The organism is Acinetobacter sp. YH16042 (assembly GCF_013417245.1).
Taxonomy (GTDB): domain Bacteria; phylum Pseudomonadota; class Gammaproteobacteria; order Pseudomonadales; family Moraxellaceae; genus Acinetobacter; species Acinetobacter amyesii.
In genome coordinates this window covers 109,687-129,219 of record NZ_VPEJ01000003.1, presented here as the reverse complement: position 1 = coordinate 129,219, position 19,533 = coordinate 109,687, and the positions used below count along the sequence as shown (strand labels likewise).

16 protein-coding genes and 1 riboswitch are annotated in these 19,533 nt (G+C 43.6%); of the genes, 14 read left to right on the top strand and 2 right to left on the bottom strand.

The genetic code is table 11. From position 1 onward, the window contains the following. The first annotated feature begins 6 nt into the window (after positions 1 to 6). From murC to lpxC, 6 genes are all read left to right on the top strand, one after another. Complete coding sequence (gene murC / locus FTV37_RS03335) at positions 7 to 1,455, top strand: UDP-N-acetylmuramate--L-alanine ligase (RefSeq protein WP_078190576.1); 1,449 nt, start codon at positions 7 to 9, stop codon at positions 1,453 to 1,455. Between the two features lie 59 nt (positions 1,456 to 1,514). After that, positions 1,515 to 2,444: a D-alanine--D-alanine ligase gene (locus FTV37_RS03330; RefSeq protein ID WP_078193219.1), complete on the top strand. Its 930-nt coding sequence runs from the start codon at positions 1,515 to 1,517 to the stop codon at positions 2,442 to 2,444. A gap of 3 nt (positions 2,445 to 2,447) precedes the next feature. Continuing rightward, positions 2,448 to 3,302, top strand: a complete 855-nt coding sequence (locus FTV37_RS03325) for a cell division protein FtsQ/DivIB (protein WP_180063029.1) — start codon at positions 2,448 to 2,450, stop codon at positions 3,300 to 3,302. 68 nt (positions 3,303 to 3,370) lie between these two features. Continuing rightward, complete coding sequence (gene ftsA, locus FTV37_RS03320) at positions 3,371 to 4,633, top strand: cell division protein FtsA (protein WP_078190573.1); 1,263 nt, start codon at positions 3,371 to 3,373, stop codon at positions 4,631 to 4,633. A gap of 159 nt (positions 4,634 to 4,792) precedes the next feature. After that, positions 4,793 to 5,983 carry a cell division protein FtsZ gene (gene ftsZ, locus FTV37_RS03315; RefSeq protein ID WP_168379400.1) on the top strand — a complete coding sequence of 397 codons (1,191 nt, stop codon included), beginning with the start codon at positions 4,793 to 4,795 and terminating at the stop codon, positions 5,981 to 5,983. A gap of 125 nt (positions 5,984 to 6,108) precedes the next feature. Next, positions 6,109 to 7,011 (top strand): UDP-3-O-acyl-N-acetylglucosamine deacetylase, encoded by a 903-nt coding sequence (gene lpxC, locus FTV37_RS03310; protein WP_180063028.1) that lies wholly within the window; start codon positions 6,109 to 6,111, stop codon positions 7,009 to 7,011. 97 nt (positions 7,012 to 7,108) lie between these two features. Here lpxC and FTV37_RS03305 read toward each other — a convergent pair whose 3' ends face one another. Beyond that, positions 7,109 to 7,549: a DciA family protein gene (locus FTV37_RS03305; RefSeq protein ID WP_180063027.1), complete on the bottom strand. Its 441-nt coding sequence runs from the start codon at positions 7,547 to 7,549 to the stop codon at positions 7,109 to 7,111. Positions 7,550 to 7,655: 106 nt separating this feature from the next. Between FTV37_RS03305 and FTV37_RS03300 the strand changes: the two genes are divergently transcribed. From FTV37_RS03300 to FTV37_RS03290, 3 genes are all read left to right on the top strand, one after another. After that, positions 7,656 to 8,351, top strand: a complete 696-nt coding sequence (locus FTV37_RS03300; protein WP_078190569.1) for a M23 family metallopeptidase — start codon at positions 7,656 to 7,658, stop codon at positions 8,349 to 8,351. 281 nt (positions 8,352 to 8,632) lie between these two features. After that, positions 8,633 to 11,335 (top strand): pyruvate dehydrogenase (acetyl-transferring), homodimeric type, encoded by a 2,703-nt coding sequence (gene aceE / locus FTV37_RS03295; protein WP_180041745.1) that lies wholly within the window; start codon positions 8,633 to 8,635, stop codon positions 11,333 to 11,335. Between the two features lie 2 nt (positions 11,336 to 11,337). Beyond that, positions 11,338 to 13,320 carry a 2-oxo acid dehydrogenase subunit E2 gene (locus FTV37_RS03290; RefSeq protein WP_180063026.1) on the top strand — a complete coding sequence of 661 codons (1,983 nt, stop codon included), beginning with the start codon at positions 11,338 to 11,340 and terminating at the stop codon, positions 13,318 to 13,320. A 48-nt stretch (positions 13,321 to 13,368) separates the two neighbouring features. Here the strand turns inward: FTV37_RS03290 and FTV37_RS03285 are convergent, their stop codons facing one another. Next, positions 13,369 to 14,079 (bottom strand): methyltransferase type 11, encoded by a 711-nt coding sequence (locus FTV37_RS03285; RefSeq protein WP_180008776.1) that lies wholly within the window; start codon positions 14,077 to 14,079, stop codon positions 13,369 to 13,371. Positions 14,080 to 14,137: 58 nt separating this feature from the next. Next, positions 14,138 to 14,280, top strand: a riboswitch (yybP-ykoY riboswitch). A gap of 74 nt (positions 14,281 to 14,354) precedes the next feature. On the opposite strand from FTV37_RS03285, the gene FTV37_RS03280 reads away from it, so the two are divergent. The 5 genes from FTV37_RS03280 (at position 14,355) to glmM (ending at position 19,526) form a co-directional block, all read left to right on the top strand. Next, positions 14,355 to 14,933 (top strand): TMEM165/GDT1 family protein, encoded by a 579-nt coding sequence (locus FTV37_RS03280; protein WP_078190565.1) that lies wholly within the window; start codon positions 14,355 to 14,357, stop codon positions 14,931 to 14,933. 194 nt (positions 14,934 to 15,127) lie between these two features. Next, positions 15,128 to 15,925, top strand: a complete 798-nt coding sequence (locus FTV37_RS03275; RefSeq protein WP_078190564.1) for an MBL fold metallo-hydrolase — start codon at positions 15,128 to 15,130, stop codon at positions 15,923 to 15,925. A 99-nt stretch (positions 15,926 to 16,024) separates the two neighbouring features. Further along, on the top strand, positions 16,025 to 16,390 hold the full coding sequence (locus FTV37_RS03270; protein WP_168379406.1) for a YkgJ family cysteine cluster protein: 366 nt from the start codon (positions 16,025 to 16,027) through the stop codon (positions 16,388 to 16,390). A gap of 219 nt (positions 16,391 to 16,609) precedes the next feature. After that, the gene (gene guaB, locus FTV37_RS03265; protein WP_078190562.1) at positions 16,610 to 18,076 is read left to right on the top strand and encodes an IMP dehydrogenase; all 1,467 of its coding nucleotides are present in this window, start codon (positions 16,610 to 16,612) and stop codon (positions 18,074 to 18,076) included. Between the two features lie 118 nt (positions 18,077 to 18,194). Next, positions 18,195 to 19,526: a phosphoglucosamine mutase gene (glmM, locus tag FTV37_RS03260; protein WP_180054189.1), complete on the top strand. Its 1,332-nt coding sequence runs from the start codon at positions 18,195 to 18,197 to the stop codon at positions 19,524 to 19,526. The last annotated feature ends 7 nt before the right edge of the window (positions 19,527 to 19,533 follow it).

Here is a 19,533-nt window from a genome sequence, read left to right as displayed (position 1 = left end):
TAATCTATGTCTCCATCAACGCCTGCCGATCAAGCGAAAAAGCTCATTAAAGTGCCAGAAATGCGCCGTATTAAACACATCCATTTTATTGGGATTGGTGGTGCGGGCATGTGCGGTATTGCCGAAGTATTGAAAAACCAAGGCTATAAAGTTTCAGGTTCAGATATTAAAGCGTCGAAAACCACGGCTCAGCTTGAAGAAAACGGCATTCAAGTTTTCATCGGTCATGCTGCTGAAAATATTCAAGGTGCCAATGTAATCGTGGTATCAACAGCCATTGATTCTGAAAACCCGGAAGTGAAAGCGGCGATTGAAACCCGTACACCTGTCGTGCGTCGTGCAGAAATGTTGGGTGAATTAATGCGTTACCGTCATGGTATTGCCGTTGCGGGGACGCATGGTAAAACCACGACAACCAGTCTTGTGACCTGCATGTTGGCAGAAGAAAATCTGGACCCAACTTATGTCATTGGTGGTTTGTTAAATCGTACTGGTGTGAATGCTGCATTGGGTGCAAGTCGTTATATCGTGGCCGAAGCGGATGAATCAGATGCGTCATTCCTGCATTTACAGCCGATGGCAACGATTGTCACCAATATCGATGCTGACCATATGGATACCTATGGCGGTAGCTTTGATGTATTGAAAGATACCTTCGTACAATTCTTACAGCGCCTTCCATTTTACGGTTTAGCTGTGATGTGTGGTGATGATGCCAACATCCGTGAAATTATGCCGCGTATTGGTCGTCCTGTCGTGACTTATGGTTTCAATGAAGACAATGACATTCGTGCCGTTGATGTGGCTCAAGAAGGCATGCAATCACACTTTACCGTTTTGCGTAAAGACCGTGAGCCGTTACGTTTAACCATTAACTTGCCGGGTCTTCATAATATCTTAAATGCCTTGGCAGCGATTGGTATTGCAACGGATGAAGGCGTTTCTGATGCTGCGATTGCGCGTGCCTTAGAAAGCTTCAGTGGTGTAGGTCGTCGTTTCCAAGTCCAAGGCGAATTTGAAGTTGAAGATGGCTTGGTGAAATTGGTCGATGACTATGGTCACCATCCAAAAGAAGTGGAAGCGACCATTAAAGCGGCACGTGCAAGTCATCCAGATCGTCGTTTGGTGATGATGTTCCAACCGCACCGTTTTAGCCGTACGCGTGACTGTTTTGATGACTTCGTCGATGTCTTGTCACAAGTCGATCAACTGTTGTTATTAGAAGTTTATCCTGCAGGTGAAAAACCAATTGTGGGTGCGGATAGTCGTGCGTTGGCTCGAAGCATTCGTCTCCGTGGTGAGGTTGAGCCGATTCTCATCGATCCAGTAGAAGGCAACTTACAAGCAGTAATGAAAAAAGTGTTACAAGCAAATGACTTGTTATTAACACAGGGCGCAGGTAATGTTGGAGCAATCTCAATCGAACTTGCTCAAAACAATCTCTATGTAAAATGATCACCGCTTGGTGATCCAAAGTTTGTTTAGACCGTAGATAAAAGTTTAAGGATATAAACGTGTCAAATGCTTCAAAATTCGGCAAAGTTGCCGTGTTATTAGGTGGGAAATCTGCCGAACGTGAGGTTTCTCTCGATAGTGGTAAAGCTGTACTTGAAGCATTGGTGCGTTCGGGTGTAAATGCCGAAGCATTCGATCCGCAGCAACGCAGTGTGACTGAGTTGGTGGCTTATGACCGTGCATTTATCGTACTTCATGGCCGTGGTGGTGAAGATGGTCAAATTCAGGGTACTTTGGAATGGTTAAACATTCCGTACACTGGAACGGGCGTTCAAGGCTCGGCGATTGGTATGGATAAAGTCAAAACTAAACAAGTTTGGCAAGGTTCAGAACTACCGACAGCACCTTATCGTATTGTCAGTAAAGATTCAGATTTACAAGAAATTGTAGATTCAATTGGTTTGCCATTTATCATCAAGCCCGTGCATGAAGGCTCAAGCATTGGTATGAGCAAAGTTGAAAAAATTGAAGACTTTGCAACCGCAATTGCCAAAGCGACCCAGCATGATGCAGTCGTGATGGCTGAAAAATGGATTACAGGACGTGAATTTACTATTGTGATTTTAAATGGTCAGGCTTTACCGGTGATTCGTTTAGAACCGCCTGCAGATGTGGCTTTTTACGATTACGAAGCGAAATATAACCGTAACGATGTGCAATATGGTATTCCATGTGGCTTGACTGAAGATGAAGAAAAGCGTTTACAAGCTTTATCTTTACGCGCTTTCCAAGCGGTGGGTGCGAGTGGTTGGGGTCGTATTGACGCGATGCAGGATGCAGAAGGAAACTTCTGGTTACTTGAGGTAAATACTGTTCCGGGTATGACCAGTCATTCTCTAGTGCCAAAAGCGGCCAATGCCGTAGGTTATAGTTTTGATGATCTTTGTGTCGCGATTTTGGAACAAACCCTAACAGGTGCGGCACACTAAATTATGGCTCAACTTCCTGCGTCTATGCGCCGTAAACGTGCAGCAACGACATCGATACATGACAAACCACCGACACGTAAGGAAAAGCTTACCAATGTGGGTGGATGGCTGTTGTTGTTTATTGCATGTATGGTCTTGATTGCCGGAATTTGGGGGCTATATAAAGTCATGACGGATGCACGTGTGGCTGAACTTGATGTGGTGGGTGTGCGGAGCGTCCAAGAAAAACAACAAGTCATGTCATACGTTTCACCGATGATGACTCAAAATTATTTTACCTCTGATTTACGTGTCATTCGTGACCGTACTTTAGAAATCTCGTGGGTCGATCGCGTGGTGGTATCGCGTGCTTGGCCAAATGCAATTCGTGTACGGGTGATGCCGCGTCAAGCAATTGCACGTTGGGGAACTGGGCGACTGTTAAGCGACAGTGGTGATGTATTTGCCGAATTAACCCCGACCAATCATCAGAATTTGCCGTTATTGCATGGGCCGACGAGTCAGTCCAAAATGATGATGCGTCGCTATAATGAAATTAATCAATTATTTATACCTGTTGGCATTCGTTTAAAAGAATTATATTTAACCGAACGAATGACTTGGTTTATGCAGTTTGATTCAGGCTTACGCGTGATTGTCGATCAAGATCAGACCATGAGTAAGTTGCAGCGTTTAAGTTATCTCGCACACAGTGACTTAAAACCTGTATGGCCACGAATTTCTGCCATCGATTTGCGCTACCGAAATGGTTTAGCGATTCAATGGAAAAACTCTGTGCCAGCAAAGTCGGTAAATGGTCAGTTTGTTGTAACCAGTGATGACATAGGCATTGCGAATGCAGCGCCGGTAAAGCCATAATGATCGGCTTTATAAGTAGAGGCTTTAAGCCATAAATTAAACAAACATGTGAATGGTAGTAGTAAATAATGAATGAAGCTGTTCCCTCGGTTGTTGCGATTGACATTGGGACACACAAAGTTTCAGTTTTGATTGGTAAGGTACACGCGCCAGACAATATCCAAGTGGTAGGGATGGCGACCGCTCGTAACCGCGGCATGAATAAAGGGAAAATTGTCAGTCTCGATAAAGTTGTTACCGCAATTAAAAATGCAGTGCAGGAAGCGGAAGATATGGCGGAATGTCGTGTACATTCTGCGTGGATTTCCATTCCAAGTGCTGAACTAAAAAGTTTTTATGCCTCTGGTCGCACTCCAATTGAAAATAATGACCATGCGATTACCACCAATGAAGTGGTGCGTGCATTAGAACTGGCTAAAGCCAGTCATTTAACGTCTGACCACTATTTGGTGAGTGCTGTACCTTTAGGTTTTGAACTAGATGATGAACCTGAGTGGGTATTAAACCCGATTCGCATGTCAGCACGGAGTATGACAGGGCATTATCATTTGATGATGTTGCCCATCAGCACCATGCAGAATTTGGATCGTGCATTAAAAGGCGCCAATATTGGTGTTGAACGCATGGTCATTTCATCATTAGCAACAGCTGAAGCCAGCTTGCTTAAAGATGAAAAAGAATATGGTGTGTGCTTGGTCGATATTGGTGCTGGTACGACCAATATCGCGGTGTATTTAGATGGTCGCTTGGCGATGACACACACCTTGCAACGTGGCGGTGAGCATGTAACACGTGATATTGCTGCTGTATTGCAAACCACAACAGAAGAAGCTGAACGCATTAAGCTGTTGTATGGTTGTGTTGACCTGAAAGTGGTTAAACCTGAAAGTATGATTCAGTTCCAAGGGATTGATGGTCCACAAACCATTAGCCGTATTGAACTGACCGAAATCATTATTGCGCGCTATGAAGAAATCTTTAATCAAGTACGTAATGAATTGGTCGATCATGGTGCGATTCATGGTTTATATCATGGTGTTGTACTCACAGGTGATGCCTGCCAAATTGAAGGGATGGTGACATTTGCACGTCGGATTTTAGGTGTCTCTGCACATTTAGGTAATCCACCTATGCAAGTGTATGCCGATGATCAACAGCAAGCTGCTTTACGTCGTTCACAATACGCGACTGCCGCAGGTCTGTTAATTTTCAGTCAAAGCGAAACACAAGATACGATCGTTGAGCCAGAAGATACGGAAAAACTTTCAGTATTGAATCGGGTAAAACGGGCATGGTCGGGCTTCAATGACACCTTGAAGTCGATCTTTTAAGTTGAAATATTTGGGAATATTGTTGGGAAGTTGTACGGATTATTGCTTGTACTTGACAAGCTGGAACTTGGACAGCATTCTAAAAAACAATTTTTATTAAGATCAAGGCAGTATACGGGCTGAAGTGTCTGCCAATTATGGATTAGGAATTTTTTAGGCATGGCCTCATTTGAATTTTTAGAAGATGATCAAAGCGACAGCAACGGTCAAGCCCGTTTCACAGTATTCGGTGTGGGTGGAGCTGGCGGTAACGCTGTGCAACACATGTTGGAATCAGATATCGAGGGTGTAAAATTTGTTTGTGCCAATACAGACAAACAAGCACTCGACCGCATGAATGCACAATTTAAAATCCAACTCGGCGAGCAAAGCACGCGTGGTTTGGGTGCAGGTGCAAATCCACAAGTGGGTCAAACTGCTGCTGAAGAAAGCCGTGAGTTGATTCGCCAACACCTTGAAGGTACGGACATGGTGTTCGTGACTGCAGGTATGGGCGGTGGTACTGGTACAGGTGCTGCGCCGGTTGTTGCTGAAATTGCCAAAGAAATGGGTATCTTAACTGTAGGTGTGGTGACGACTCCGTTTAACTTTGAAGGTAAACGTCGTCAGCAATCTGCTGAGAAAGGTATCGAAGCCCTTGAGCAACATGTTGATTCTCTAATTATTATTCCGAACCAACGCCTGCTAAAAGTGTTCCGTGATATCTCGATGAAAGATGCTTACAAAAAAGCAGACGACGTACTGTTAAATGCTGTACGTAGTATCTTTGATCTTGTGGTGCGTCCTGGTCATATCAACCTTGACTTTGCCGATTTGAAAACTGCGATGAGTACCCGTGGTTATGCCATGATGGGTGCAGGTTCAGGCCGTGGTGAAAACCGTGCACGTCAAGCAGCTGAACAAGCGATCCGTAGTCCATTGTTAGATAACGTGACCATCATGAATGCAAAAGGCATTTTGATTAACGTTACAGGTGGCGATGACGTAACCTTCGGTGAAATTGAAGAAATCACAGATGTAGTGAACCAAATTGTGGATCTTGATGAAGGTCAAGTGTTCTACGGTACGGTATTTGATCCAGATGCACGTGATGAAATTAGTGTAACTGTGATCGCAACGGGTTTAACGCGTAATTCTGCCGATTCTGCTGAGCCAGTGAAACGCCCTGTCGCACAAGCAACGCGTACAGTCGCTTCTGCACAAGCACCTGTAGATGAAGATGATGTACCAGCGATTCAACGTCAGCACAATGAAGCAGCTGCTCCGGCGGCTGCGGCGGCGTCAGCATCGAATTCACGCCCTACGCCAATGAGTATTCAAGACTACTTGAAAAATCAGCAACGTAAATAAAACAAATTCAATGACTTAAGTGTCTATTGATTACAAAAGGTAGCTGATCAGCTACCTTTTTGTTTTTTATCAATGGCTAAATATGCTAACGTATAGCGGTTTTGTGAACTGATGATAGAAGACACATGTTGAAACAACGTACCCTGAAACGCATCGTGAAAGCGAGTGGCATCGGACTGCATAGTGGGCAAAAAGTGATGATTAACTTTGTGCCACATCATGCCGATGGGGGCATTGTGTTTCGTCGTATCGACTTAAATCCACCGATTGATATTCCAGCTGATGCTATGCTGATTCAAGAAGCATTCATGTGTTCTAACTTGGTGCAAGAAAACGCCAAGGTGGGCACAATTGAGCACATTATGAGTGCGATTGCTGGTTTAGGGATTGATAACCTGATTGTGGAAGTGTCGGCATCTGAAGTGCCAATTATGGATGGGAGTGCCGGCCCGTTCATTTATTTGCTTATGCAAGGTGAACTACAAGAACAAAATGCACCTAAAAAATTCATAAAAATACGCAAACCTGTCGAAGCACTGATCGATGATAAACGTGCTGCCTTCCAACCCCATGACGGTTTCCAATTAAATTTTACGATTGATTTTGACCATCCTGCATTTAAGAAAGAATTTCAGTCGGCAACAATCGACTTTTCAACCGAAACATTTGTCTATGAAGTTAGTGAAGCGCGGACTTTTGGCTTTATGAAAGATTTGGACTACCTAAAAGCTAATAATTTGGCTTTAGGGGCGAGTCTCGAAAATGCCATTGGTGTAGATGACAATGGTGTGGTCAATGAAGAGGGCTTACGCTTCTCGGATGAGTTTGTTCGTCACAAAATATTAGATGCTGTGGGTGATTTATACTTGCTCGGTCATCAAATTATTGCGAAATATGATGCCTATAAGTCAGGTCATGCATTAAATAATCAGTTATTACGCAATGTCAAAAGTGATCCAGATAGCTATGAAATTGTAACATTTGATGACATTAATGATTGCCCAATTAGTTATGTGAATGTGACATAAGTCATTGTCTTATAATGGTGATGTTATATTGTATCATTTGTAAGTGTTAAGTCTGTCACATTCTGAGCATTCAAATTTGTCTGTTACAACTGGGTGGTTACTTTTTATTGCTTGCCAAACGCAGCATTGCTTGGCTAAGCTTAGGGTCGCTCACAAAGTCAGCAGCATTACGGAGTAAATCCTGAGTTTCTGTACTGAGGGTTCTTGAAATTTTTTCAGGGGAATGGGGCGTTGAAGACGGAGTTCTCAGACGGACTTGAATCTTGTGCAAATCCTTGAATTCGTATATTTGTGATAATTGTGCAATATATTGCTTTTGCAAATAGGCCAACTGACTAATCAGTGCCTGATTTTCTCCAGTTAATATAAGTACACCATTTATATAACAAACAACTTGCCATTGATCCGGTTGGGGCAATAGCGGTTGAACAATTTTCGTAAGTTTCTGCCATACAGCAACTTGCGTTGAGAGAAACGACAAGTTTCCTGTTTTTATGTGTTTTCTTGTTGGTTGAAAGACGTTGACAGGTTCTGACATACATATTTCCTACATGTTTATGTCTTAATCTTATGCGCTCCTTTTGGCTGATATCAAGGACGAAATCACACAAGGAACAAAAGAGAACAGTTTATAGAGGTTTTTTATGCATTTACGACGTATTTTATTGGCGTTTTCATTGGCAGCTTCGGCCGCTTCAGTCGCTTTTGCAGATTTAGTTGAATTAAATCAAGCAGACTCATCATCAGATCGTATTGAACAGTTAACTCGCACCTTGTCTCAAGGTGCTTACTCTGAAAGCAATGATATTGATGTTCCAGCTGAAACGAAGTTGAATGTTCAAATTCGTGAAAAATCAATTGAACTCAACAATGCGACAATCGCAAAAAAATACGGTTCAAGCACTTCCTCTAAAAACTATTCAGCAAGTTCAAATAATCCATATTCATGGTTAATTGCCCACCCACTTCCAGACATGAAGCGCGTGAGCTCAAACTATGGTGGCCGTACCATGGGTGGCCGTGCAGAAAATCATTCAGGTTTAGATCTTTCTGCGGCAAGCGGTACGCCTATTTATGCAACAGGTCCAGGCATTGTAACCAAATCTGGCTGGGGCACAGGTTATGGCCAATATGTTGAAATCAACCATGGTAACGGTTACCTGACACGTTATGCACATGCATCACGCTTAATTGCACGTGTAGGCGACCGTGTTGCTGCGGGTGAACATATTGCTAACGTTGGTTGTACTGGTCGTTGTACTGGCCCACATTTGCATTACGAAGTAGTGAAAGATGGTCAACGTAAAAACCCATCGACGTATTTAGCGATGTTGCCATAAGCGCATACAACATCTGTATACGAAGCCATTGTCTGAACCTCTACAGACAATGGCTTTTTTATTTATCGCTAATAACTATAAAATTATCACTCAAAAAAATATTGTCTGTATGAAATATGGCGAAAATTGACCCAAAAATGTAAATTTGTGTAATTGTTAATCAATAAGTATTTAGTAAATAAATAATAGAGCTATTTCGTATTCATCTATGGCGATAACTGAGCCTAGCCAAAATATGGTACTAATAGAGCCATATATTTAGCACATAGGATAGGTGAAGTATGGCGTTTTATGGCGATACAGATGCGCAAGAAACCCAAGAATGGCAGGACGCATTTGATTCAGTTTTACAGCACATGGGAACTGACCGCGCTGCATTTTTGCTTGAAAAACTCTATCAACAAGCGATTGCTAAGCACGTTCCCATTCAGCGACTAAATACTCCTTACTTAAATACCATTTCAGTTGAAGAACAACCGCCTATGCCGGGTGATTCGGATATGGAGCGCCGTATTCGTGCGCTGATCCGCTGGAATGCCTTAGCGATGGTACTGCGTGCCAATAAAACTGGTGATGACTTAGGTGGTCACTTGGCAAGTTTTGCATCATCTGCAACTTTATATGACGTGGGATTTAACCACTTCTTCCGTGCCAATAGCGATAGCTTTGGCGGTGACATGATCTATTATCAAGGTCACTGTGCACCGGGTATCTATGCACGTTCGTTCTTAGAAGGTCGTTTGACTGAAGAACACTTAAATAATTTCCGTCGTGAAGTTGGCGGTAAAGGTTTGCCTTCATACCCACATCCATATTTGATGCCAGATTATTGGCAGTTCCCAACCGTATCGATGGGTCTAGGCCCAATCATGTCGATCTATCAAGCACACATTCAAAAGTACTTGATGAACCGTGGCCTGATCAAAGAAGAAAACCGTAAAGTTTGGGCTTACCTCGGTGATGGTGAAATGGATGAACCTGAAAGTACAGGTGCCATTTCACTTGCAGGTCGTGAAAAGCTCGACAATCTGATTTGGGTCGTGAACTGTAACTTACAGCGTCTAGATGGCCCAGTTCGTGGTAATGGTAAAATTATTCAAGAACTTGAATCATTGTTCCGTGGTGCAGGCTGGCGGGTAATTAAAGTGGTATGGGGTCGTCATTGGGATCCGCTACTGGCAAAAGATGATTCAGGTGCCTTAAAAGCGGTGATGGAAGAAGCGGTTGATGGTGACTTCCAACGCTATCAAGTGAAAGGCGGTGCGTATACGCGTGCACATTTCTTTGGTAAGTATCCTGAGGCTGAAGAGTTGGTGCGCAACTTAAGCGATGAAGATATTGATAACCTGAACCGTGGTGGTCATGACCCATTCAAAGTGTATGCGGCTTATGCCGAAGCGATGAAGGAAACGGGTCAGCCAACCGTAATCCTTGCGAAAACAGTCAAAGGCTATGGTTTGTCGGAAGAGATTGAAGCTGTCAACAAGACGCATCAAATCAAGAAAATGCAGCTTGAATCGTTGAAATACGTACGTAATCGTTTCAACTTGCCATTTACCGATGAACAGCTTGAAGAAGTGCCATTCTATCGTCCGAGCGAAAACTCGCCTGAATTGAAATACATGAAGGCACGTCGTGAGGCATTGGGGGGTTATTTACCTGCACGTCGTAAAGAAAGTGAACAGCTGGCGATTCCTGAATTGTCTGTGTTTGATGCGGTATTGAAAGGCAGTGGCGGTAAAGAGCAATCGACGACTATGTTGATGGTGCGTTTGATTTCTTCGTTATTGAAAGAAAAAGCCATTAAAGATCGTGTCGTACCAATTGTGCCAGATGAAGCGCGTACTTTCGGTTTGGAAGGTATGTTCCGTCAGTTGGGGATCTATGCTGCGCATGGTCAAAAATATACCCCTGAAGACCAAGAACAGTTGATGCATTACCGTGAAGCTAAAGATGGTCACATGTTACAAGAAGGGATTAACGAAGCGGGTGCGATGAGTGCTTGGGCTGCGTTAGGAACCAGTTATTCAACCAATAACTTGCCAATGATTCCGATGTATATGTACTACTCGATGTTTGGTTTCCAACGTATTGGAGATATTGCATGGGCGGCAGGTGATGCGCAGGCGCAAGGTTTCTTGCTCGGTGCAACTGCGGGTCGTACAACACTGAACGGCGAAGGTTTACAGCACCAAGATGGTCATTCACATATCTTGGCAAATACGATTCCAAACTGTATTTCTTATGACCCATGTTTTGGTTATGAGTTGGCAGTAATCGTACATGATGGTTTAAAACGCATGTACGTGAACCAAGAGCGCGTGTTCTATTACTTAACAGTAATGAATGAAAACTACGAACACCCTGCTATTCCTGAAGGTGCTGAAGAAGGCATTAAACGTGGTATGTATCTCTTCGAAGAAGATGAGAAGGCAACGGTTCAGTTGATGGGTTCAGGTGTGATTCTGCGCGAAGTGATTAAAGCGGCGAAAATCCTTCGTGATGAATATCAAATTCATTCAAACGTATGGAGCGTCACTAGCTTTAACGAATTAGCTCGTGATGGTATGGCGTGTGAAGAATACAACCGCTTACATCCGTTGGCTGAAGATACGAAAGAAGCTTGGGTCTCTCAATTACTTCGTGAAAAAGACGGTATTGTGGTATCGGCAACTGATCACATGCGTGCTTATAGCGAACAAATCCGTGCCTATCTTCCAGACAATCGTCCGTTCGTTGCATTAGGTACAGATGGTTATGGTCGTTCAGATACACGTGGCAACTTACGTAGCTACTTTGGTGTCGATGCCGCACATATTGTGGTAGCAACATTGAAAAAACTCGCGGATGAAGGCGAAGTTGATGCACGTTTAGTTAAAGATGCCATCTCAAGCTTTGAACTAGATACTGACCGTCCAGTGGCATGGGCTCCGCAGGAAACGCCGGAACTGCATGCTGTGGCTGACTACAAAGAGGAGAACTAATCATGCAAATTACGACTCCTGATATTGGTGTAGATAAAGCAACGGTCGCTGAGATTTTAGTGAAAGTCGGCGACACCATTAGCGTCGATGACAGCATTGTGTTGTTAGAGTCTGATAAAGCCTCTGTTGAAGTGCCCAGCACTTCGGCAGGCGTGGTGAAAAGCATTGCAGTTAATCTGGGTGACAGTGTTGCTGAAGGTGCTGTGCTGATCGAGTTAGAAGAAGAAGGTCAAAGTACTGCTACAGCTGAGCCAGTACAAAATGCAACGGAAGACCAAGCAGAAGAACCCACACCGGTTGTGGAAGCAGAACAAGCTGCAGCACCTGTTGCAGCCAATGCTACTCAGTCGCAAAGCATCGATGTGCAAGTTCCTGATATTGGCGTAGAGAAAGCTACGGTAAGTGAGATTTTGGTCTCTGTTGGTGATGAGATTGATGTTGATCAAAGCATTATCGTGGTGGAATCAGATAAAGCGACAGTCGAAGTCCCAAGTACTGTATCAGGCCGTGTTGAATCGATCACGATCAGTGCTGGCGATGTGGTGAAAGAAGGTGTAGTGATTTTAACGGTGAAAACGGCGGCTTCATCTGCTGCGGTTGAATCGGCTGCTGTGCAAGAAACTGCACAGCCTGTTGCTGCACCTGTTGTTGCAGAAGCAACACCAGCGCCGTCTACGGCTGCGGCGTCTGGACCTGTTGAAATTGCAGTGCCTGACTTAGGTGTTGATAAAGCAGCAGTGGCTGAAATTTTAGTCGCTGTGGGTGATGTGGTTGAAAAAGACCAAAGCATCATCGTGGTGGAATCAGACAAAGCAACGGTAGAAGTGCCAAGCTCTACAGCTGGTAAAATCACCGCGATTCATGTTCAGTTAGGGCAAAGTGTCTCTGAAGGCGTCGCTTTGGTGACGATAGAAGCCGAAGGTCAAGCTGTTGCAGCACCCGCGCCAGCAGCGAAACCTGCACCAGCTGTAGCACAGCCTGCGACAGTTGCACCTAAAGCTGAAAGCAAAGTTGAAGCAGCAGCACCGCAACCACAAGGCGCAGATAAGCTCACCAAAGAGCAAAATGCTGCCAATGCCAAAGTGTATGCAGGACCTGCCGTTCGTAAGCTTGCACGTGAATTAGGTGTGGTTTTGGCAGAAGTCAAAGCATCGGGCCCGCATGAGCGTTTAATGAAAGAAGATTTATTCGCTTATGTAAAAACCCGTTTGACCACTCCGCAAGTTGCACCTGCAGCTCAAGCTGTGGCACAGGTTTCAGGCTTGCCGAAATTACCAAGCTTTGATGCTTTTGGTGGTGTGGAAGAGAAAGTTTTGACACGTTTACAACAAGTGTCGATTCCGCAATTGTCTTTAAACAATTTTATCCCGCAAGTGACGCAGTTCGATGCTGCGGATATTACCGATCTTGAAGCTTGGCGTAATGATTTAAAAGCCAACTTTAAGAAAGAAGGTATTGGCTTAACCATTATGGCCTTCATCATCAAAGCAGTGGCTTACTTGTTGAAAGAAGAGCGTGAATTTGCAGGTCATTTGTCTGATGATGGCAAGTCAGTATTGTTACGCAATGAAATCCACATGGGGATTGCCGTGGCAACGCCTGATGGTTTGACCGTGCCTGTACTGCGTAATCCAGATCAAAAATCGATTAAGCAGATTGCAATTGAGCTGGGTGAACTGAGTCAAAAAGCACGTGACAAAAAACTGTCGCCGAAAGATCTACAAGGTGCGAACTTTACCATTACCAGTCTGGGTTCAATTGGTGGTACGGCATTTACACCGCTGGTTAATTGGCCACAGGTGGCGATTTTAGGTATTTCACCTGCAACTATGCAGCCGGTGTGGAATGGTGAAGGCTTTGATCCACGTTTGATGCTGCCGCTGTCATTGTCATACGATCACCGTGTAATTAATGGTGCGGATGCTGCACGTTTTGCCAATAAGCTGACGAAGCTGCTCAAAGATATCCGAACTTTATTGATCTAATCTGACCTGTTTAAGTTTCAAAATGAACCCTGCTTTGGCAGGGTTTTTTTATGGCGTCGTGGTGGTGGACTGACAAAGCCAATCAGGAAGTTCAATGGGTGAAGGGTAGAGCTTTAATGCTGAGTTTGCATTGAGGTTATAAGTGAGTGGAAGTGTACGATGTGGGTGCGCCGTCGACCAAAGCTTTTGTCGTAAATGTTCAAAGCGTTGGAAGTCTTTTAAAAATAAGCCCCAAAACTTTTCATAATGCTCCAGTTCTTGCACATGTTGATGCTGATACGCATGTGTTTGGCCCTGTTGGTGCTGGAAGTCATAGCCCATCAGCCAAATACGCTGCGGTTGAAAGAGATGTGCGAGTGAATAGGCTTGAAGGCCGCAATTATTACCATACACAAAGTACGGTGAATGAAATAACTCCGCTTGCGTATCGATGCGCACGGTTTTGAAGTTAATCACTTCATGTTCAGGATATGGACGGTTGTGACCTAAACCACATCCGCTAATGATGTCACCTTGAAAGCAGGCTTTGAGCATGGGTTGATAGTGTAACCACCATGCATAGTCTGAATGATGGGCAATTTGAGCCTGAGGAAGTTGAAGAAAACTTTGATTACAGCAAATGATTAGCAGCTTTTTTGAGGGCTGAATGGTGGTTAAGTCAAAACTGAGCTGAGACGGGCCGCCTGCAATGATTAATACATCCTGCACATGCATATAGTGTTGAATAAATTCTTGAAATTTTTGATTATTGTTTTGCATATCAAATTGAGTCATCGAAAATTAAAATTGCGAAAACATGCATTCCTCGCTAGAATAGCATTACTTCATTGGGGAGTAGCCGCTTTTTACGCAAAGTAAAAAGGTGATGGTCAACATATTTGCTCTAAAACGAGCATGGTCATCATAGTAAAGAACCAAATGAGCTCTTCGTAGCTTTCTTTTGTTGGCAAGACCTTTGATTTATCACTCTGCACATTGGCTAGCAGGAGGGATAAGTCATCGGTATATGTTATTGCTAGCCAGAGAAATGCACCATGTTAACCGCTTTCTTCATTTCCCTTGCTGTTGTTGCCCTGTCAGAAATGGGCGATAAAACACAATTACTTGCCTTACTGCTTGCTGCACGTTTTCGTAAACCCGTTCCGATCTTAATTGCAATTTTCCTCGCGACTGTGGTGAACCACGGGGTTTCTGCTGTGCTGGGTCAATGGATTACCACTGTTTTAAGTCCAACCGTTTTATTGTGGATCGTTTCTCTGGGCTTTATTGCTATGGCGGTGTGGATGTTGATCCCCGATCAATTGGATGATGAATCTGAAAGTATCAATAAGTGGCAAAAATATGGGGTTTTCGGCGCCACTTTCGTTTTGTTCTTCTTGGCTGAAATTGGAGATAAAACCCAAATTGCCACTGTTGCACTGGCTGCACGCTTTGACAGTATTGGCTGGGTGACTTTGGGGACGACATTAGGCATCATGTTGGTTAATGCGCCTGCGGTATTTATTGGGAACAAGCTAGCTGAAAAACTACCGATTTCACTGATTCATAAAATTGGCGCCTTGGTATTCTTGGTGATTGGTTTGGCTGCGTTGGCACAACACTATTTATTTTAAATAATGATCTCACCATATTAAAAATACATGAAATCCTGAGTTAAAAACTCAGGATTCTTTGCCAATAAATGAGACCCAATTCACTGATATTTCAGATAATATTGACTTAATATTTATTGTAAGTTTCCCTAAATAAATATATGTTATTCACCTATAGAATATATTTTTTTTGATAAAAAATTTGGGGAATGGGAATGGCTTTCGAACGCACAACATCACAGGTACTTTATGATGATGGAAAGCATAAATGTATTAGCTTTACCAGCTTGGTAAAAGGCGAGGGCGTACAGGCGAACCAGTTCCTGATTTTGGATAATGAGCGCGCAGCGGTGCTCGATCCGGGTGGTGACTTGACCTATGTCCCACTGACTATGGAACTGAATAAATATACCCGTTTGACCAATCTTGACTATGTGATGGCCTCGCATCAGGACCCAGACATTATTACCTCGATGCCGCGTTGGTTGGTTTATACCGACGCCAAAGTGGTGGCATCTAAGCTGTGGGCGCGTTTCTTACCGCATTTAAACTCTGCATTTATGAGTGACCGGATGAAAGGCAACTGGTTGGATCGTCTGATCGAACTGCCAGATCATGGTCAGGTGATTCCATTAGGCAACAGTCATTTGGTGGCTGTTCCTGCACATTTCCTACATTCGGTTGGTAACTTCCAATTTTATGACCCGATTGCCAAAATTTTATTCTCAGGGGATATGGGCGCATCTATGGTGGATGATGCCTCTAAACCTTTAGAAAATTTTGCCGCTCATATTCCTAAAATGAAAGGCTTCCATCAGCGCTACATGTGTTCGAACAAAGTGATCCGTCTGTGGGTCAACATGGTACGGACGATGGATGTGGAAATGATCGTACCGCAGCACGGCACGCCATTTATTGGTAAAGAACAGATCAACCAATTCTTAGATTGGATCGAAACCTTGCAGTGTGGTGTCGATTTAATGGATGAAACAGTCTTTACTTGCCCAGTATAATGACTTGAAAATTCAGAAAAAATAATTGAGTTTGCAGATAACATTTTTTAGTATTTTTCGTCCATAAAATAAGCTTTTAGATGACGAGAATAGATAAAAATGTTGTCTCAAATACCGACTCAGGATGCATGTTTAACCTGTGGAGCATGTTGTGCCCACTATCGCGTTTCTTTTTATTGGGCAGAAGGGCTGAATATGCCCGAACATTATACTGAGCCGGTTAATGCCGTGTATTCATGTATGGCGGGCACCAATCAAACACAGTCTCGTTGTATCGCTTTGGGTGGGAAAATTGGGCAAGCAGTGAGTTGTAGGGTGTACGAGGCTCGGAGTTCCACATGTAAAAGTGTGCAGATAGCTGATGAGCAATGTAATAAAGCACGCATCGCGCATCAAATGATTCCATTGATCAGTATTCCACTGCATGACGCTGAAAATGATGAAGATTTCGATCAAGTCAGTTAAGGCTTTAGTTCCAGAATAAATTTATTGAAATTAAGCGGTAGAGTCTTCGGATTCTGCCTGTATTGAACAAGTTGCTGACTAACCCTCAGTGTATTCTTGCTGAAAACAGCATATTCGATGGTTAATATTGAAAACTCTGTAAAGAATTGCCGCAATTAAAATGAAAATTGAACGGAAATTTGTATATAATGGCTCACGGAAATTACCAGCGAGACTGTTATGTTGACCATCGTTCAAGAAGCCCTAACCTTTGATGATGTCTTATTACTCCCTGCCTATTCTACTGTTCTCCCAAAAGATGTCTCTCTTAAGACACGTTTCACACGTGGCATCAATTTGAATATTCCACTTGTTTCTGCTGCGATGGATACTGTGACTGAATCACGTATGGCGATTGCAATGGCGCAAAACGGTGGTATCGGTATCCTGCATAAAAACATGGATATTGCTGCACAAGCTGCAGAAGTTCGCCGCGTGAAAAAATTTGAAGCAGGTATGGTGAAAGACCCAATTACCGTTACACCAGAAACGACTGTACGTGAGTTGATTGCTTTAACTCAAGCAAATAACATCAGCGGTGTACCAGTGGTGAAAGACGGTCAAGTGGTGGGTATTGTTACTGGTCGTGACACTCGTTTTGAAACCAATCTTGAGCAACCTGTTAGTAACATCATGACAGGTCATGATCGTTTGGTGACTGTTCGTGAAAACGAATCAAAAGAAAACATCCAAGCATTACTTCAAAAGCACCGTATTGAAAAAGTCCTTGTTGTAAATGACAACAACGAACTGAAAGGTTTAATCACGGTTACTGATTTCCGTAAAGCTGAAAACTATCCAAACAGCTGCAAAGATGACTTAGGTCGTTTACGCGTTGGTGCTGCAGTTGGTACAGGTGCAGAAACACCAAGCCGTGTAGAAGCATTGGTAGAAGCGGGTGTTGATGCGATTGTTGTTGATACTGCACATGGTCACTCTGCAGGTGTAATTGAACGTGTACGTTGGGTTAAAGCCAACTATCCACAAGTTCAAGTGATTGGCGGTAACATCGCGACTGGTGATGCAGCACTTGCATTATTAGATGCTGGCGCAGATGCAGTGAAAGTGGGTATTGGCCCAGGTTCAATCTGTACTACACGTATTGTGGCTGGTATTGGTATGCCGCAAATCTCTGCGATTGACAGCGTTGCCAATGCACTAAAAGATCAAATTCCATTGATTGCAGACGGTGGTATCCGTTTCTCTGGTGATATGGCAAAAGCGATTGGTGCCGGTGCGAGTACCATCATGGTAGGTTCATTGATGGCGGGTACTGAAGAAGCACCGGGCGAAGTTGAATTCTTCCAAGGTCGTTACTACAAAGCGTATCGTGGTATGGGTTCATTGGGTGCGATGGCAGGTGCAACAGGTTCTGCTGACCGTTATTTCCAAGACTCAAAAGCAGGCGCTGAAAAACTTGTACCAGAAGGTATTGAAGGTCGCGTACCGTACAAAGGCCCAATGGGTAACATCGTTCATCAAATGATGGGTGGTTTACGTTCATCTATGGGGTATACCGGTTCTGCGGTGATCGATGACTTACGTAAAAATGCACAGTTTGTCAAAATTACTGCGGCAGGTATGTCTGAATCTCACGTACATGACGTGACTATTACTAAAGAAGCACCAAACTACCGTGTTGGTTGATATTTAGTAGCTTTTAGCCGAAAAGGCCGTCATTAATATGACGGCCTTTTTGTTTTTGGTGTAAAGTATTTGCAGTAAAAAGTGATGATTAAGATCACCATTAAGAAGTGAGTACAACATGAGTTATTTTGGTACAGATGGCATTCGTGGCAAATTCGGTGAATTGCCTATTACCCCTGAATTTGCATTAAAACTAGGATTTGCCGCAGGTAAAGTATTAAAACAATACAGTAAAAAAGCAAAGCCCATCGTTGTACTAGGTAAAGATACCCGATTATCGGGCTATATTTTAGAGTCAGCGTTACAAGCTGGTTTAAACGCAGCAGGTGTTTATGTTCATTTGTTGGGTCCATTACCTACACCTGCAATTGCCCATTTAACTCGTGCATTACATGCCAGTTTAGGCATCGTGATCTCGGCGTCGCATAACCCTTATTTTGATAATGGCATTAAGTTCTTCTCGAGCGAAGGTAAAAAATTGCCGGATGAAATTCAAGAAGCCATAAACAAAGAACTTGAAAATGACTTGGTGATCGAAGACCCTGCAAACTTAGGTAAAAGTGTGCGTGTAAAAGATGCCAATGGTCGTTATATCGAATTTTGTAAATCAACCTTCCCGTACCATTTTGACCTGACAGGCTTAAAAATTGTGGTGGACTGTGCCAATGGTGCAGCCTATAGCGTCGGTCCTTCGGTATATCGTGAACTGGGTGCAAAAGTAATTGCGCTGTTTAACGAACCGGATGGTTTAAACATCAATAAAGACTGTGGTTCGACGCATCCTGAGTTTTTACAAAAAGCAGTTGTTGAACATCAGGCGGATTTAGGGATCGCTTTTGATGGTGATGCTGACCGCGTGATTATGGTCGATAAAAACGGTCAGCAAATTACTGGTGACCATATTCTTTATATTTTAGCCACTCAAGCGAGTCAAAAACCTGCGGGTATCGTGGGTACGGTTATGAGCAATATGGCGCTTGAAATTGCGCTAGATAAAGCCCAAGTGCCATTACTGCGTGCCAAAGTCGGTGATCGTTATGTATTGCAAGGTTTGGAAGAAAAAGGTTGGGTAACAGGTGGTGAGCCATCAGGTCATATTCTGACTTTGGACAAGAGCACCACAGGTGATGCGATCATTGCTTCACTTCAGGTGTTAACGGTGATGGTTGAGCAAGGTAAAGCTTTGCATGAATTGGTGGAAGGGTTTGAGTTATTACCAAATGTCTTGGTGAATGTTCGCTTGGCTGCGATGTTTGATCCCTACGCCGTACCTGCACTGGTGAGCGAGTTTGAAAAAGCTGAAGCTCAGCTTAAAGGGCGTGGTCGCATCTTGATTCGTAAATCAGGCACAGAGCCGGTCATTCGTGTCATGGTTGAAGGTAATGACCTTGAAGAAGTCACAGCGTTAGCAAATCATTTGGCCGATGCTGTTCGTGCCAATGCAGCTTAAATCAAGA